Origin of the sequence: Thermomonospora curvata DSM 43183, assembly GCF_000024385.1 — a bacterium.
Taxonomy (GTDB): Bacteria; Actinomycetota; Actinomycetes; order Streptosporangiales; family Streptosporangiaceae; genus Thermomonospora; species Thermomonospora curvata.
In genome coordinates, this window is the sequence record NC_013510.1 from 5,031,586 (window position 1) to 5,047,775 (window position 16,190).

16 protein-coding genes are annotated in these 16,190 nt (G+C 72.7%); 4 read left to right on the forward strand and 12 right to left on the reverse strand.

All coding sequences use genetic code 11. The annotated features are described in order from the left end of the window. Positions 1–90 precede the first annotated feature (90 nt). The 4 genes from TCUR_RS21795 to hemL form a co-directional block, all read right to left on the reverse strand. A complete protein-coding gene (locus tag TCUR_RS21795; RefSeq protein ID WP_012854741.1) occupies positions 91–672 on the reverse strand; it encodes a TlpA family protein disulfide reductase in 582 nt (193 codons plus the stop codon). A gap of 45 nt (positions 673–717) precedes the next feature. After that, positions 718–1,356 carry a histidine phosphatase family protein gene (locus TCUR_RS21800; protein WP_041440234.1) on the reverse strand — a complete coding sequence of 213 codons (639 nt, stop codon included), beginning with the start codon at positions 1,354–1,356 and terminating at the stop codon, positions 718–720. Between the two features lie 65 nt (positions 1,357–1,421). Next, the gene (locus TCUR_RS21805) at positions 1,422–2,372 is read right to left on the reverse strand and encodes a LysR family transcriptional regulator (RefSeq protein ID WP_012854743.1); all 951 of its coding nucleotides are present in this window, start codon (positions 2,370–2,372) and stop codon (positions 1,422–1,424) included. Positions 2,373–2,442: 70 nt separating this feature from the next. Further along, the gene (gene hemL / locus TCUR_RS21810; RefSeq protein ID WP_012854744.1) at positions 2,443–3,738 is read right to left on the reverse strand and encodes a glutamate-1-semialdehyde 2,1-aminomutase; all 1,296 of its coding nucleotides are present in this window, start codon (positions 3,736–3,738) and stop codon (positions 2,443–2,445) included. Between the two features lie 214 nt (positions 3,739–3,952). On the opposite strand from hemL, the gene TCUR_RS21815 reads away from it, so the two are divergent. Continuing rightward, positions 3,953–5,626, forward strand: a complete 1,674-nt coding sequence (locus TCUR_RS21815; protein ID WP_169313047.1) for a serine/threonine-protein kinase — start codon at positions 3,953–3,955, stop codon at positions 5,624–5,626. A 25-nt stretch (positions 5,627–5,651) separates the two neighbouring features. Here the strand turns inward: TCUR_RS21815 and TCUR_RS21825 are convergent, their stop codons facing one another. From TCUR_RS21825 to TCUR_RS21860, 8 genes are all read right to left on the reverse strand, one after another. After that, the gene (locus TCUR_RS21825; RefSeq protein WP_012854746.1) at positions 5,652–6,311 is read right to left on the reverse strand and encodes a bifunctional DNA primase/polymerase; all 660 of its coding nucleotides are present in this window, start codon (positions 6,309–6,311) and stop codon (positions 5,652–5,654) included. A 220-nt stretch (positions 6,312–6,531) separates the two neighbouring features. Further along, positions 6,532–7,521 carry a porphobilinogen synthase gene (hemB, locus tag TCUR_RS21830; RefSeq protein ID WP_012854747.1) on the reverse strand — a complete coding sequence of 330 codons (990 nt, stop codon included), beginning with the start codon at positions 7,519–7,521 and terminating at the stop codon, positions 6,532–6,534. A gap of 34 nt (positions 7,522–7,555) precedes the next feature. Then, positions 7,556–9,136 carry a bifunctional uroporphyrinogen-III C-methyltransferase/uroporphyrinogen-III synthase gene (locus tag TCUR_RS21835; protein ID WP_012854748.1) on the reverse strand — a complete coding sequence of 527 codons (1,581 nt, stop codon included), beginning with the start codon at positions 9,134–9,136 and terminating at the stop codon, positions 7,556–7,558. Continuing rightward, positions 9,123–10,058: a hydroxymethylbilane synthase gene (gene hemC / locus TCUR_RS21840; protein WP_012854749.1), complete on the reverse strand. Its 936-nt coding sequence runs from the start codon at positions 10,056–10,058 to the stop codon at positions 9,123–9,125. Before hemC ends, TCUR_RS21835 begins: the two co-directional genes overlap by 14 nt. After that, positions 10,055–11,359, reverse strand: a complete 1,305-nt coding sequence (locus TCUR_RS21845; protein WP_012854750.1) for a glutamyl-tRNA reductase — start codon at positions 11,357–11,359, stop codon at positions 10,055–10,057. Before TCUR_RS21845 ends, hemC begins: the two co-directional genes overlap by 4 nt. Further along, a complete protein-coding gene (locus TCUR_RS21850) occupies positions 11,356–12,177 on the reverse strand; it encodes a redox-sensing transcriptional repressor Rex (RefSeq protein ID WP_012854751.1) in 822 nt (273 codons plus the stop codon). The genes TCUR_RS21845 and TCUR_RS21850 overlap by 4 nt, the downstream gene beginning before the upstream one ends. Before the next feature lie 340 nt (positions 12,178–12,517). Continuing rightward, entirely contained in the window at positions 12,518–12,775 is a 258-nt protein-coding gene (locus TCUR_RS21855) for a glutaredoxin family protein (RefSeq protein WP_012854752.1), read from the reverse strand. Then, positions 12,772–14,100 (reverse strand): putative quinol monooxygenase, encoded by a 1,329-nt coding sequence (locus TCUR_RS21860; RefSeq protein WP_012854753.1) that lies wholly within the window; start codon positions 14,098–14,100, stop codon positions 12,772–12,774. Before TCUR_RS21860 ends, TCUR_RS21855 begins: the two co-directional genes overlap by 4 nt. A gap of 203 nt (positions 14,101–14,303) precedes the next feature. On the opposite strand from TCUR_RS21860, the gene TCUR_RS21865 reads away from it, so the two are divergent. The 3 genes from TCUR_RS21865 (at position 14,304) to TCUR_RS21875 (ending at position 16,180) form a co-directional block, all read left to right on the forward strand. Continuing rightward, positions 14,304–14,966: a sigma-70 family RNA polymerase sigma factor gene (locus TCUR_RS21865; protein ID WP_012854754.1), complete on the forward strand. Its 663-nt coding sequence runs from the start codon at positions 14,304–14,306 to the stop codon at positions 14,964–14,966. Between the two features lie 42 nt (positions 14,967–15,008). Then, on the forward strand, positions 15,009–15,245 hold the full coding sequence (locus tag TCUR_RS21870; protein ID WP_012854755.1) for a hypothetical protein: 237 nt from the start codon (positions 15,009–15,011) through the stop codon (positions 15,243–15,245). A 62-nt stretch (positions 15,246–15,307) separates the two neighbouring features. Beyond that, positions 15,308–16,180 carry an HAD family hydrolase gene (locus tag TCUR_RS21875; RefSeq protein ID WP_012854756.1) on the forward strand — a complete coding sequence of 291 codons (873 nt, stop codon included), beginning with the start codon at positions 15,308–15,310 and terminating at the stop codon, positions 16,178–16,180. Positions 16,181–16,190 lie beyond the last annotated feature (10 nt).

Here is a 16,190-nt window from a genome sequence, read left to right on the forward strand (position 1 = left end):
GCAGCGCTCGTCCTCCGCGCGGGGGCACGGCCCGCTCCTCCCGCGTTCCGGCGTCGCTCGTCTCGGCCCTGCCGCGGCCGCTGGCGCAGCTCATCCCTCTGCGACGACCCGGTTGATCAGCGGGTTGAGCTTGGAGTAGGTGGTGGCGCCGATGACGCGCACCGCCACCCGGCCCTGGCGGTCGAAGATCAGGGTGCTGGGCACCGCGTTGGGCGGGATGTCGCGGAAGGCCAGCATGAGCCGACCGTCGCCGTCGAAGAGGCTGGGGTAGGTGATGCCGAAGCTGCGTTCCATGGCCAGGGCCTGGTCCTTGGCGTCCTTGAAGTTGACGCCGACGAACTCCACGCCCTTGGACTTGTGCTCCTGCGACAGCTTCTGCAGCGTGGGGGCCTCGCCCCGGCAGGGCGCGCACCAGGACGCCCAGAAGTTCATCACCACGACCTTGCCGCGCAGGTCGGCCAGGGCCAGCGGCTCGCCGTCCAGGGTGGTGCCCGCGACGTTCGCGACGGTCTTGCGGGCGGCGGGCGCGATGACCTGGGCGGTGCCGTCGCCGGCGATGAAGCGCTCGTCTCCGCTGTCGGGTCCGCCCTGGGAGGCGGTGGTGCCCGCGCATCCGGCCAGCAGCGCGCAGACGGCCACGACGGCCGCGGCGGCGGCCTTGACTCCGGGCATGGGAACTCCTACTACACGACGTAGTACATCACTGTAGTGGGGGGTTCAGGCTCCCGGGACCGTGGGGCGCCGCACCAGGTCGGCGGCGGGCTCGGCATAGCTCACCCCCACCAGCCGGACCCCTTCGAACGTCAGGCTGGTCACGCTGGCCAGCTGGCACTGGCGGTGCTTGGGGTGGTGCCACAGCCGCCGTTTTTCGGCGTACCGCCGCAGCGTCCAGATCGGCAGCTGGTGGCTGACGCACACCGCCTCCCGGCCGCGGGCCGCGTCCCGGGCGGCGATCACCGCGGCCTTCATCCGCGCGGCGATCTGCTTGTAGGGCTCTCCCCAGGACGGCCGGAACGGGTTGATCAGGAACGGCCAGTGCGCGGGGCGGCGCAGCGAGCCCTGCCCCACCCCGAACGTCAGACCCTCGAAGCGGTTGCCGGCCTCGATCAGCCGCTCGTCCACCGTCACCGGCAGGCCGAAGAGCTCGGAGATGGGCGCCGCGGTCTCCAGCGCCCGCTCCAGCGGGGAGGAGAAGATGGCGGCGACGTCACGGTCGGCGAACCACTTGGCCGCCGCCTGTGCCATGAGGACGCCGTCTTCGCTGAGGTGGTACCCCGGCAGCCGTCCGTACAAGATCCCTTCGGGGTTGTGCACCTCGCCGTGCCGCAACAGATGAACGATCGTCTTCTCACTCATGGCGGAGGCCAGACTACCTGCGCGCACGACCACCGCCGTCCACGGCCCCACCCCGAAGGCCCCCGTCAGGGCCGCTGCGCGGCCACGACCGTCGTCTTCTCGTCCCTTCCGGCCGGCTGCAGGGAGCGGGCGGAGGCGCGCAGGGCGTCCAGGGCGGCGCAGATGGCCGGGCGGCGGGCCGCCTCCTGGCGCCAGACGGCGTAGATGCGGCGGATGAGGGTGGGGCGCAGGGCGACGACGCTGACGCCCGGCGGGATGTCGCAGCGGCCCAGCCGGGGCAGGACGGCGTTGCCCAGCCCGGCGGCGACCAGGGCGAGCTGGCTGGCGAACTCGTAGACCATGTGGCCGATGCGCGGCTCGCGCTCCACCGAGCGCAGCGTGCGGACCAGCCAGTCGCAGCAGATCGAGCCGGGGGTGGAGCTGATCCAGCAGTCCCCGGCCAGCTCCTCGATGCCGACCACGTCCCGGCCGGCCAGCGGGTGGGCGGCCGGCAGCGCCACATCGGCCACGTCCTCGCAGATGCTTCCCTTCTCCAGGCCGTCGGGGACGGCGAAGGGCTCGTTGTTCCAGTCCTGGACGATCGCCAGGTCGATGTCGCCGCGGGCCACCAGCGGCAGGCTCTCCAACGGGTCGTACTCGCGGACCAGCACCCGCAATCCGGGGTGGTCGGCGCGCAGCGCGGCCAGCGCGGCGGGGACCAGGCCGCGCACGGCGGTGGGGAAGGCCGCGATCGTCAGCTCCCCCACCACCGCGCCGCGGTGCGCCTCCAGGTCGGCCTCGGCCTTTTCGACCATGGCCAGGATGCTCTCGGCGTGCGCGACCAGCAGCTGCGCCGCGTCCGTCAGCCGGACTCCCCGCCCGCTGCGCTCCAGCAGCTTGTGCCCGGTCTCCCGCTCCAGCTTGGCCAGTTGCTGGGAGACCGCCGAGGTGGTGACGTGCAGCGCTTCGGCGGCGGCGCTGACCGAGCCGTGGACGGCCACCGCGTGCAGCGCGCGCAGCCGATCGAGATCGAGCATGAAGTAAATCTAAATCTGAAAAAACCGCACTTCCACCGGCTTCTAAAACGATCAGGACGGCGGGCCGGTCTCAGCCGAGCGCCTCGGCGGCGGCGCGGGCGGCGTGCGGCATGGCCTCCACCACGCGGTCCAAGGCGGCCTCGTCGTGGGCGGCCGACAGGAACCACGCCTCATAGGCCGACGGCGGCAGGTAGACCCCGCGGTCCAGGGCGGCGTGGAAGAAGGCGGCATAGGCCTTGGTGTTCTGCCGCTGGGCGGCGGCGAAGTCGCGGACCTGCTCGTCGGTGAAGAAGATCGAAAACAGCGTGCCGGCGACCTGCAGGCGGTGCGGGACGCCCTCCTTGGCCAGCGCCTCACTGGCGGCCCGGGAGACCACCGAGGCGGCGCGGGCGATGGTCTGGTAGACCTCCTCGGTGGCGTTGCGCAGCGTGGCCAGCCCGGCGGCGGTGGCCAGCGGGTTCCCCGACAGGGTGCCGGCCTGGTAGACGGGACCGGCCGGGGCCAGGTGCGCCATGACGTCGGCGCGCCCGCCGAACGCGGCGGCCGGCAGCCCGCCGCCCATGACCTTGCCGAAGGTCATCAGGTCGCCCGCCACGCCCTCCAGGCCGTACCAGCCGGTGCGGGAGGCGCGGAAGCCGGTCAGCACCTCGTCCATGATGAGCAGGGCGCCGTGCCGCTCGCACAGCGCCTTCAGCAGCCGGTTGAAGTCCTCCAGCGGCGGGACCACGCCCATGTTGGCCGGGCACGCCTCGGTGATCACGCAGGCGATCTCGTGGCCGTGCCGGCCGAAGGCCTCCTCCACCGCGGCCGCGTCGTTGTAGGGCAGCACGATGGTGTCGGCGGTGGTGGCGCCGGTGACGCCCGGGGTGTCCGGCAGCGCCAGCGTGGCCACCCCCGAGCCGGCGGCGGCCAGCAGGGAGTCCACGTGCCCGTGGTAGCAGCCGGCGAACTTGACCACCTTGCTGCGGCCGGTGAAGCCGCGCGCCAGCCGGATCGCCGACATGGTGGCCTCGGTGCCGGAGTTGACCAGCCGCACCATCTCCACCGGGGTGCGCGCCACGATCTCCTCGGCCAGCTCCACCTCGCCGGGGGTGGGGGCGCCGTAGGAGGTGCCGCGCTCGGCGGCCCGGGTGACGGCCTCCACCACCGCCGGGTGGGCGTGGCCGAGGATCAGCGGCCCCCACGAGCAGATCAGGTCCACATATTCGTTGCCGTCGGCGTCGATGAGGTACGGGCCGCGCGCGGAGGCGATGAACCGGGGGGTGCCGCCCACCGCCCGGAAGGCTCGCACCGGGGAGTTGACCCCGCCCGGCACCACCGCGTTCGCCCGCTCGAACAGCCGTTGGGAGTGATCGATGCCAGTCATCCGACCAGTCTCTCAGTCGCAATCCGATGAAGACACTTGACCCGGGCCGTCAATGGCCGATATCCACCCATCTAAATCAGTGCGGGGTTCGCCGTCGACAAGGGTCGGTGCCCGGGCCGGTGGCCGAGGCTTGCTGATCGTCTGCCGGGCCGCACGAACCGGAGGGAAGCGAAAAGAAGTGGTGGACGGCTGGACGGTCCCCGGCTTCACACACGTGAAAGAGCTGGGGCGCGGCGCCTCCGGGCGGGTGATGCTGGCCGTCGACGACGTCACCCGCACCGAGGTCGCCATCAAGTACCTGGACGAGCGGCTGTGGTCGGACGCGTCCTGGATGCAGCGGTACCGGGCGGTGGCCCGGCGCATGACCCAGGTCGAAGACGAGGCCATCGCCGACCTGTACGACCTGGTGGAGGGGCCCGGCGGCGCGGGCGCGGTGGTGATGCAGCTGGCCCGTGGGATCAGCCTGCGGCGGATGCTGGACGTCCAGGGCCCCACCGGTCCGCTGGCCGCGCTGGCGGTCTTCGGCGGCTCGCTGGCCGCGCTGGGCGCCGCGCACCAGGCCGAGGTGGTCCACCAGGACTTCAAGCCCGGCAATGTGCTGGTCGAGCCCACCGGCGAGATCCTGGTCACCGACTTCGGGATCGTCCCGCCGCGCGCCTTCGGGGACGAGCCGCCCGGCACGCCCGCCTACGCCGCGCCCGAGCTGTGGGACGGCGCCCCCGCCTCCCCCGCCTCCGACCTGTATGCGGCGACCGTGGTGTTCTACGAGTGCCTGACCGGACGCCGCCCGTTCGATGCGGCGGGAAACGGCGGCAAGGCGCTCGCCGCGCTGGCCAAGGCGCACCGGGAGGCGCCGATCCCGGCCGACGCGGTGCCCGGCCCGCTGCGCGGCCTGATCCTGGCGGGCCTGGCCAAGGACCCCGGTGACCGTCCCGGCTCGGCCGAGGACTTTTTGGCCATGCTGGAGGAGGCCGCCGTCTCCGCCTACGGGCCGTCCTGGGAGGCTCAGGGCGCCGGGCGGCTGACGGACATGGTCACCGCGACGCTGTCGGCCCCGCCGCCCGCCCGGCCCGAACCGGCCGGCACCGCCCGTTCCGCGGCCCCCGCCGCCGGCCTGCGGAGCCGGCGGCTGCTGGTGGGCGCCGCCGGGGCGGTGGCGGCGATCGCGCTGGCCGGGGGCGCGGTGCACGTCCTGAGCGGCGGGCAGGACCGGCCCGGCGGGCAGGACGTGCTGCTGCCGACGGCCGCCGCCGAAGGCCCCCGGCCGGACCTGTCGCCCACCCCGGGGCCGGGCGCGGCGCTGGCCGCGCGGATCGAGCGGACGGCGGCGCGCCATCCCAGCGCGTCCTTCTCCTTCCGCCGCTCGGGCTGCTGCGGGGCGGCCGTCACCGCCAAGGGCCGGTTCCGGCTGGTGAGCGGGGGGGAGCCCGCCTACTCGATGCTGGTGTCCAGCAGCGACCCGCAGACCCGCCGCACGGCCCGCACCATCTTGATCGACGACACCGCCTACGTGCGCACGGGCGCGTCCTGGCAGCCGGTCCCCTCGGCGGGCGCGCAGACCCAGGGGTATGCGCCGCTGGCGGCCGGGGTGCGCGGGGGCACGTCCGTGGCGAACGTCGCCAAGCTGGTGCAGGGCAGCACCTCGCTGCGCCAGGTCGGACGCACCTACCGGGGCGTGGTCCCGATGGCCGCGCTGGTGGACGAGCCGCTCTACAACGACCTGACCCGCGCCACCGGGGCGAAGCGGGCGGTGTTCGCGCTCGCCCTGGACTCCTCCGGGCTGCCCCACCGGCTCCATGTCACCGTCGGCTCGGGCGACAAGGCCGTCACGTTGCGCACCGCCTACGCCAGGTGGGGGCAGCCGGTCTCGATCACCGCCCCCCGCTGAAGGCGCACCCGCCTTCAGCGGGCTCTCAGCAGACCGCCTCGCAGCAGTCGGAGAGGATCTCCAGCACCCGCACCGGGTCGGGCAGCAGCGCCCCGTCCGGCGGGCGCACCCAGGTGACCTCGCCGCCGGGGAGGATGGAGGGGGGCGCCACCACGTAGCTCTCCCGGCAGTGCCAGCGCAGCCCCGGGGAGTCGTCGATGGTCTCCGGGGAGCAGTCCAGGTGGCACGACCACCACTCGTCCTCGTCCTCGGGGGCGCCCCGGGTGGCGACGAAGAACAGGTGGCGTTCGGAGCCGAGTGCGGCCACCGGGCCGACCGGGCTGGTGGGGCCGGGGCCGGAGTAGCGCCGGCCGATCCGCTCCAGCGCCATGCGCCCGGCCGCCGCCGGGACGTCGAAGACGTCGAAGACCCGCCCGGTGGGCAGGATGATGTTGGGCTGCCGGTCGTCGTCCCACCAGCGTTTGATCGTCTCCAGGTCGGTGGTGGCCTGGATGGCCCAGGCCGCCGAGACCGGATGCGCCCCCGGGGCGGGACAGCCCACCCGGTCGCAGGAACAGGCGCGGTCGCCGTCGAACAGCGGACGCGCCCCGGGTACGCAGGGCCATCCCAGGGCGGCGTACTCCTTGGCCGCGGCCCGAAGGCGGCCCCGCGCCCGCTGCCGCCTGGCCGCCGAAACCGTCAGCATCATGGCTCCCCCCAGTCCAGCGGGCCGCCGGATGGCCTCGGCCGAGGCGACCCGCGAATGCCGACGCGTGCGCCGGTGCCTTCGTCCTCCGTTACCCGATAATGACGGGCGCCATTTTCCAGACGAGCACCAACCCCCGGAAACGATCCCAATTGACTAGGAAGACATGATCCCTATGTGACATGTGTGACATGAGGGAAAACCGGGGCCGCTCCTCGGGTCAGCCGGAGGTGAGCCGGCGGGCCACCTCGGCCGCCCAGTAGGTGAGGATCAGATCCGCGCCCGCCCGGCGGATGCCGATCAGCGACTCGATGATCACGCGCTCGCGGTCCACCCAGCCGCGCTCGGCGGCCGCCTCGATCATCGCGTACTCGCCGCTGACCTGGTAGGCGGCGACCGGCACGGTGACGGCGTCGCGCACCCGGCGGACGATGTCCAGGTAGGGGCCGGCGGGCTTGACCATCACCATGTCGGCGCCCTCCTCAAGGTCCAGCATGACCTCCCGCAGCGACTCGGCGGCGTTGGCCGGGTCCTGCTGGTAGGCCGAGCGGTCCCCAAAGCGCGGCGCGCACTCGGCGGCGTCCCGGAACGGGCCGTAGTAGGCGGAGGCGTACTTGGCCGAGTACGCCATGATCGCCACCTGGTGGTACCCGGCCCCATCCAGCGCGGCGCGGATGGCGCCCACCTGGCCGTCCATCATCCCGCTGGGCGCCACCACGTGCGCGCCCGCGGCGGCCTGCGCCACGGCGATGGAGGCATAGCGCTCCAGCGTCGCGTCGTTGTCCACCTCGCCGGAGGGGGTGAGGATGCCGCAGTGGCCGTGGTCGGTGTACTCATCCAGGCACAGGTCGGCCATCAGCACGGTGTCCTCGCCCAGGTCGCGGGACAGCTCGCGCAGCGCCCGCTGGACGATGCCGTCGGGGTCGTCGGCCGCCGACCCGGTGCCGTCCTTATGCGCCGGGACGCCGAACAGCACGATCCCGCCGACCCCGGCCTCCACCGCCTCGTGGGCGGCCTTGCGCAGCGAGTCCAGGGTGTGCTGGACGACCCCGGGCATCGACGGCACCGGCTGCGGCTCGGCGATGCCCTCCTTGACGAACATCGGCAGGATCAGGCCGGCCGGGTCCAGCCTGGTCTCGGCCACCAGGCGGCGCAGCGCCGCGCTGCGCCGCAGCCGCCGCGGCCGGGCGACGGGGAAACGGGCGGTCATGCTCTTCACCTCGCACGTGGCAGGGAACGCGCCGTCAGCGGCGCCGGCGGGCGCCGCGGCGCATCTGGCTCGGCTTGCGCAGCGGCTCGCCCGCCTCGATCTGGGCGGCCCTGCGCTTGGCACCGTACTCGGCCAGTGCGTCGGCCAGCTCCAGGGCCGAGGGCTTGGCCGCCATGACGTCCACCCGCAGCCCGTACTCCTGGGCGGTCTTGGCGGTCTGCGGGCCGATCACCGCGATCACCGTGACGTTGTGCGGCTTGCCGGCGATGCCGATCAGGTTGCGGACGGTGGAGGAGGAGGTGAACAGCACCGCGTCGAACCCGCCGCCCTTGATGGCCTCGCGGATCGGCGCCGGCGGCGGCGCGGCCCGCACCGTCCGGTAGGCGGTGACGTCGTCGCACTCCCAGCCCAGCTCGGTCAGCCCGGCGATGAGGGTGTCGGTGGCGATGTCGGCGCGCGGCAGCAGCACCCGGTTGATCGGGTCCAGGTCCTTGTCGTACGGCGGCCAGACCTCCACCAGGCCCTCTCCGGACTGCTGGCCGGTGGGCACCAGGTCGGGGGTGACCCCGAACTCCATCAGCGCCTTGGCGGTCTGCTCGCCGACCGCGGCGACCTTCAGCCCGGCGAAGGCGCGGGCGTCCAGGCCGTAGTCGTCGAACTTCTCCTTGATCGCCCGCACCGCGTTGGTGGAGGTGAACACCACCCACTCGTAGCGGCCGGTGACCAGGCCCTTGACGGCCCGGTCCATCTGCTGGGGGGTGCGCGGCGGCTCCACCGAGATGGTCGGCACCTCTTCGGGGACCGCTCCATAAGAGCGCAGCCGCTCCGACAGGGAGGCGGCCTGCTCCTTGGTGCGCGGCACCAGCACCCGCCAGCCGAACAGCGGCTTGGTCTCAAACCACGAAAGTCGCTCCCGCCAGCCCACCACGTCCCCTACGATGATCATCGCCGGGGACTCCATGCCCTTGGTGTCGGGCACCAGGCGCTGCAGCGTGGTGACCACGGTCTCCTGCTCGGTGGTGGTGCCCATGCTGGTCATGGCGGCCGGGGTGGACTCCGGGCGGCCGGCGGCCATCAGGCCTTTGGCCACCTCCGCCACCATGCCCTCGGCGCCCAGGATCACCAGCGTGGCGTCCGGGGAGGAGAACTCCTCCCAGTCGACCCCGCCGCGGGAGGCGTCGATCACGCGGACCTCGCGGGTGCGCGAGTCGGTCAGCGGGATGCCGGCATACCCCGGCACGCCGGTGACGGACGAGACCCCGGAGACGATCTCGAACGGGATCCCGTCCTTGGCGCACATCGCGGCCTCCTCGGCCAGCGAGCCGCCCAGCACCGGGTCGCCGCGCAGCAGCCGCACCACGGTGCGTCCGGCCTTGGCGGCCTCGCCGACCAGCCTGACCGGGTCGCCGTCGGCGACGTCGAGGATCTCGGCGTCCGGACGGCAGTGCGCCAGCACCTCGGCGGGGCAGATCGCCCGGTCCACCACCACCGTGTCGGCCTGGCGGAGTTTGTCGACGGCCCGCAAGGTCAGCAGTCCCGGGTCGCCCGGTCCCATTCCCACGAACGAGACCTCGGCCGGTGCGTTGCCCTCGGTGTTCCTGTTAGCGGGGTTCAATGTGACGCTCCCCCATCAACTGGTCGGCCCCCTGGGCGAGCAGCTGGGCGGCCAGCTCGCGCCCGATCTCCTCGGCCCGCTCCGGGTGGCCGCTGCCGGAAAGCCGTACCTGACGGGCGCCGTCGATGCCGGCGACGCACGCACTCAGGTGCAGGCTCGGTTGTTCTTCCTCTGCGCTGTCTTCGACGGTGGCGTAGGCGCCGACCGGGGCCGAGCAGCCCGCTTCCAGCACCGCCAGCACGGTGCGCTCGGCGGTCACCGCGGCCCGGGTGGGCGCGTGGTCGACCGTCGCCAAAAGCTCGATCAGATCGAGGCGGTCGCTGCGGCACTCCAGCGCCAGCGCGCCCTGGCCGGGGGCGGGCAGCATGTCGGCCGGGTCGAAGACCTCCACGACCGCGTCCCGCCGGCCGATCCGGCCCAGGCCCGCATATGCCAGCACCACCGCGTCCAGCTCCCCATCGGCCACCTTGCGCAGCCGGGTGTCGGCGTTGCCCCGGATGGGGACGATCTCCAGGTCGCCGCGCAGCGCCCGCAGCTGGGCCACGCGGCGCGGCGAGCCGGTGCCGACGCGGGCGCCGCGCGGCAGGTCGGCCAGCTTCAGCGGGCCGCACAGGGCGTCGCGGGGGTCGTCGCGCCGGTAGACCGCCGCCAGCGTGATGCCCTCGGCGGGCGCGGTGGGCAGGTCCTTCAGCGAGTGCACCGCGAAGTCCACCTCGCCGGAGATGAGCTTGTCCCGCAGGGCGCTGACGAACACGCCGGTGCCGCCCATCTGCGCCAGATGCGCCCTGGAGATGTCACCTTCGGTCGTTACCCCGACCAGTTCCACCGCATGCCCGGTGAGCCGGGTCAGCTCGTCGCCCACCCGCCGGGACTGGGTGGTGGCCATCAGGCTCTTGCGGGTGCCCAGGCGCAGTGCGGTCATGATGCGGGTCCTTCGATGTCGGGGCGCGCCACGGCCTCGGGCGCCTTGGGGTCCAGGTCGAACAGCTCGCGCAGCGCGGCCGCGTAGGTGTCGCCGCCGGGCGCCGCCGCCAGCTCCTTGACCCGGACGGTCGGGGCGTGCAGCAGCTTGTCGACCACCCGCCGCACGGTCTGGGCGATCTCGGCGCGGTCCCGTTCGCTGAGCGAGGGCAGCCGGCCCGACAGGCGGGCCAGTTCGGCCTCCACCACCTTGGCCGCCTTGCTGCGCAGCGCCACCACGGTGGGGGCCACCGCCGCCGCGCGGGCGGCGCTGAGGAAGGCGGTCACCTCATCGGCCACGATCCGGCGCACCGCCTCCACCGCCTTGGGGCCGACCGCGCTGGCGGCCTCCTCGGCGGTGCGCAGGTCGTCCAGCCCGGCCAGCGCCACTCCGGGCAGGTCGCGCACGGCCGGGTCCACATCGTGCGGCAGCGCCAGGTCCAGGAAGAAGCGCCGGTGCGGCGCCGGCGGGACCTGGTCGGCGGTGATCACCAGCCCGGTGGCGCCGGTGCAGGAGACCACCAGCTCGGCCTCGCCCAGCGCGCCGGGCAGCTCCTCCATGCGGATGGCGCGGGCGGGCACCTCGGCGGAGGCGGCCAGCCGCTGGGCCCGCTCGTGGGTGCGGTTGGCGACGATGAGCTCGCCGACCCCGCCGCGGGAGAGGGTGGCCACCGCCAACCCGCTCATCGACCCGGCGCCCACCACCAGGGCGCGCCGTCCGGCCAGCTCGCCCAGGTAGTTCTCGGCGACGCGGAGGCCCACGCTGACCAGGGACGCCCCGGCCTTGTCCACGCCGGTCTCCGAGTGCGCCCGCTTGCCGACCCGCAGCGCGTGCTGGATCAGCTCATGCAGGTCGCGGCCGACCGTGCCCTCGGCCTTGGCCAGTTTGAACGCCTCGCGGATCTGGCCGAGGATCTGGCTTTCGCCGATGACCATCGACTCCAGCCCGCAGACCACGGAGAACACGTGCTGCACGGCACGGTCCTCGTAGTGGACGTACAGGTGCCGGCTCAGCTCCTCCAGCGGCAGCGCGGCGTGCCGGGCCAGGCGTTCGGAGATGTCGGAGACACCGCCGTGGAACTTGTCGACCACGGCGTAGACCTCGACGCGGTTGCAGGTCGAGACGATCAGCGCCTCGGCCACGTGCGCCGACTCGTGCACCTCGTGCAACAGCTTGGTCAGTTCATCGCCGGCCGCCGCCGCGCGTTCGAGCATGGCCACCGGCGCACTCCGGTGGCTGAGCCCGACCACCAGGATGGTCATGCCTCAACCGCCTCTATGTACTGCGAAGTGCCGGAGGGCTTTTCCCCCTCCTGCCGATCACCATGCGCATCCGCACTTGCGTCCGGATCGGTCTTCAGGCGATCGGCCATCTCTCCCGTCCAGTCCTCTTCCGCCGTCTCGGCCGGCTCGGCATCGCCCGGGCCGCCGGCCTTGCGCTGCTCGTGGAAGGCCAGGATCTGCAGCTCGATGGACAGGTCGACCTTGCGCACGTCCACGCCTTCCGGCACCGACAGCACGACCGGGGCGAAGTTGAGCACGCTCGTCACGCCCGCCGCCACCACGCGATCGCACATGCTCTGGGCGGCCGCCGCGGGGGTGGCGATCACCGCGATGGACACCCCCTGCTCGGCGATCACGCTTTCCAGTTCGTCGATGTGCCGGACGGTCAGCCCGCTGATGCGCTCGCCCACCACGGAGGGGGAGGAGTCGAACAGGGCGGCCACCCGGAAACCGCGGGAGGCGAACCCGCCGTAACCGGCCAGCGCCCGGCCCAGGTTACCCACCCCGATGATGGCCACCACCCAGTCCTGGGTGAGGCCCAGCTCACGGGAGATCTGGTAGACGAGGTAGTCCACCTCGTACCCGACGCCCCGGGTGCCATAGGAGCCCAGGTGCGACAGGTCCTTGCGGAGCTTGGCGGAGTTGACCCCGGCCGCGGCGGCCAGTTCCTCGGAGGAGACGGTGGCCACTCCCCGTTCCTGCAGGCTGTGCAGCACGCGCAGGTAAACCGGCAGCCGCGCCACCGTGGCTTCGGGAATCCCGCGATCGGCGCGGGTGCGGTTGTGTCGACGTGTCACGGCCTGCTCTTTTGGGCTTGACGCCAGGGTTGAGTCTGACCAGGCCCGATCTGCCGACGGCCGGGCGGGTGACTGCGGCCCGGCCGCCTTGGGCCGTCACCCAGATTAACCCTTGTGAACATGCGCACAAAGCCCATGCCCGATCGACCACCCTGCTCGGCAATCCTGGCCGGCTGACGTTTCCGCAGGTCAGAAGGGGTGCAGCCGGAGCCGGGCAGCGCCGGGGGCACCCGATCGCACCGCCTTGGCTGTGACCCACGGAACACAGCCACGTTTCCAGCAGTTTACTGGCGATCCGCCAATAAGCGACATGCCCGCTTTTTCGAGTTCTATTCGTTCGTCAGCCGTGGCGGGCTTTGGCGACGGCCTCGCGCAGGCGAGCCTCATCCACTCGCCAAAAATCGTGCTGGACACCGTTGACCAGCGTGACGGGGATCTGCTCCCAGTAGCGGCGCAGCAGCTCCGGCGACTGGGTGATGTCATGCTCCTCCCAGTCCGCCCCCATCTCCTCGGCCACCCGGACGATCACTTCCCGGGCCTCATCGCACAGATGGCAGCCCGGCTTGCCGAGCAGCGTGATGGTCACCGGAGCGGTCATGAGCGGTCCTGAGCGGTCAGCGAGGACAGCGGCACGATCTTGGCCGCGGTCAGATTGAGTTCGATCACGTTGGTGGCCGTCACATACGGCCGGGACTCGGCCAAAAAGCGCTGCACATGCGGCAGCCGCTGGTGGTCGGCGAAGGCGGTCTGGTCGCGGAAGAGCTGGTAGACGATGCGCTGGGAGGGAGCGCCGGTCACCTCGTGACAGGCGAAGACCAAGGTGTCGGGCTCCTGCCGGCGGGCGGCGCGGATCGCCTCGGCGGCCAGCCGGTCGAACGCCTCGCCCGCCCCGTCGGCCAGGGTGTAGACGGTGATCCGCCCGCACAGCGGAGAGGCCGGCGGCGGCACCGGCGGCTCGCCCGGCAACGGCCGCTCGCCGGTGGGCACCCGCCCGCCGGACGGCTGCGGCGGCACGGGCGGATGGCCGCCGGGAGGCTGGACCTGGGTAGCGGCCGGGTCCACGGGGGCCGCCGCATAGGCCTGCTCGTCGTAGGGCTGCTCGCCGTAATGCTGATCGTCGTAGTGCTGATCGTCGTAGCCGCCCTGGTACTCCTGGCCGGCGTCATGGTCGTCGTAGCCGGTGTGCATCTCATAGCCGGGCTCGGCGTGCTCATGATCGCCATAGCCGTCGCCGTACTCGTCGTAGCCGTCCCCGCCCTGCTCGGCGGGCGACGGCAGACGGCCCACGCCGTACCAGACCAGCCCGGCGGCGCCGGCCAGCGCCAGGGCGGCCAGGAAGCCGGGCAGAAAGCCGCGGGTGCCGCAGATCACCAGGACCTCGGCCAGCGCCACCAGCGCCACCGGCATCAGCAGGGCGTAGGCCTCGCCGTCCTGCTTGGCGGCCCGCAGCGCCAGCATCGCCAGGCAGGCCACCAGCGACAGCACCGCGACCCCGTGCGCCAGGTCGATCAACACCAGCGGCAGCGTGTCGTAGTGCCGGCCGGGATTGGGCAGCGACCTGGTGAAGGACCCCTTGAGCGGGTCCAACAGCAAGATCACCACGGCCACGACCGTGTAGGAGATGCCCAGCAGCCAGGAGGCGAAGCGCAGCTGCATCACCCGGGTGATCAGCACCGCCATTCCCAGGGCCAGCCAGACCGGGGCCAGCAGCGCGCCGCCGACTTCCATCAGCCGGAACAACAGGCCGCGGAAACCCAGCAGGAATCCCAGCGTCATCCCGATCAGCGCGACGGAGACGCCGCCCAGCGCCAGGCACCAGGCGATCAGATATGGCAGCCGTTCTCGTCTGGCGCTTTGGATGAGCAACCCGGTGGCCGCCAAGGCACCAAGGGTCGCCAGCAGCGCCGGGATACCTTGAAGCATCTCGCGCCCTATGGTGCCTGATCGAAAGGAGTGACGCGTACCGAGGGGCGAAAGACAGTGACCACCCGGACACTTCCCAAGGCCCCGCCGGGACGGGTCTTCCCGGGCCCACGAGCACGTCCAGACACCGGCGTTGCCTGTCTACCCACGGGTATCTAGAGTGTCCATTCCCGCCGGAGGCCCCATCAGCCCGAGGAGAACGCATGGGCAGCCTGACCCTCGACGTCCACTCCCCAGCGATCTCCTGGCGATCCCGGCCCGGCGGCGCGCTGCGGCAACCGGCCGCCGGCCGCTCCCCCGCGGCGAGCGGAGACGAGATCAAGGCCCTGGTGCTGCGGGCCCGCGAAGGCGAGGCCGAGGCGTTCGGCGCTCTCTATGACCGCTATGTGGAGCTGGTCTACCGCTACGTCTACTACCGGGTGGGGTCGCACCCGCTCGCCGAGGACCTGACCAGCGACACCTTCCTGCGGGCGCTGCGGCGGATCGGCGACTTCAGCTGGCAGGGCAAGGACTTCGGCGCCTGGCTGGTCACCATCGCCCGCAACCTGGTGGCCGACCACTTCAAATCCGGCCGGTTTCGGCTGGAGGTCTGCACCGCCGAGCTGCTGGAACCGGAGCCGGCCGCGCCCGGCTGCGAGGTGGAGGACCCCGAACGGCGGGTGCTGGAGGCGATGACCCACCGGGCGCTGCTGGAGGCGATCCGCCGGCTGAACTCCGAACAGCAAGAGTGCCTGGTGCTGCGCTTCCTGCACGGCCTGTCGGTGGCCGAGACGGCGCTGATCATGGGCAAGAAGACCGGCGCCATCAAGGCCCTGCAGTACCGGGCGGTCCGCTCCCTGGCCCGGATGCTGCCCCCGGATTTTTGACGCCGCGCGTAACCCGCCCGCGGTCCGCTCGTTCTTGCGGGCATGGCGAGGAGCGGGAGAAGAGGGCGCCGCGGCGCCTACCGCCGCCGGCGCGCCGAACTGGAGGCGCTCTCCCGGCTGCGGGGCGCCCGGGTCGGGCCGGATGCGGACTTCCGGGCGGCGCTGCGGGAACGGCTGGTGTCCGCCGCGCCGTCCGACCCGCGCGACACGCCCCGCTCCACCACGACGACGCCCGAGGACCCGCGGGCCGCGTGGGAACCACGGAAGGCGGACACGTGAGTGGCATCGCTTTTGCAGCCGAATGCGCGGCATTGCGGGCCGCGTTGATTAGGCTGCCAGGCATGCGGCGATTCTGGCGGCGCGCCGAGACGGACCATGTGCGCGCGGGCGAGGCGGCGGCCGCGGCCGCCAAGCCGCGCGCGGTCAGGCCCGAGCCGGACCCTGCGGCGGCGGCCTTCTTCGATGTGGACAACACGATGATGCGCGGCGCGTCCATCTACTACTTCGCCCGCGGGCTGGCCGCCCGCAAGCTGTTCACGCTGCGGGACCTGGCCATGTTCGCCTGGGGGCAGGCGGCGTTCCGGCTGCGCGGGGTGGAGAACGCCGAGCACATCGGCACCGCCAAGGAGGCCGCGCTGGCCTTCGTGGCCGGGCAGAAGGTCGAGGACCTGGTCCGGCTCAGCGAAGAGATCTACGACGAGATCATGGCCGACCGGATCTGGCACGGCACCCGGGAGCTGGCCATGGCGCACCTGGACGCCGGCCAGCAGGTCTGGCTGGTCACCGCCACCCCGGTGGAGGTGGCCCGGGTCATCGCCCACCGGCTGGGGCTGACCGGGGCGCTGGGCACCGTCGCCGAGACCCGCGACGGCGTCTACACCGGCCGCCTGGTGGGCAATCTGCTGCACGGCCCGGCCAAGGCCGAGGCGGTGCGGGCGCTGGCGCAGCGCGAGGGGCTGGACCTGTCGCGCTGCTCGGCCTACAGCGACTCCATCAACGACCTGCCGATGCTCACCACCGTCGGCCACCCGCACGCCGTCAACCCCGACCCGGCGCTGCGCGAGCACGCCAAGGCCCACGGCTGGCCCATCCACGACTTCCGCACCGGGCGCAAGGTGACGATGATGGCGTTGCCGGCCGCCGCCGGCGCGGGCGCCCTGGCCGGCGGGGTGGCCGCGGGCATCGCGCTGCGCCGCCACTACCACCGGGCCTAGCGGCCGCGGG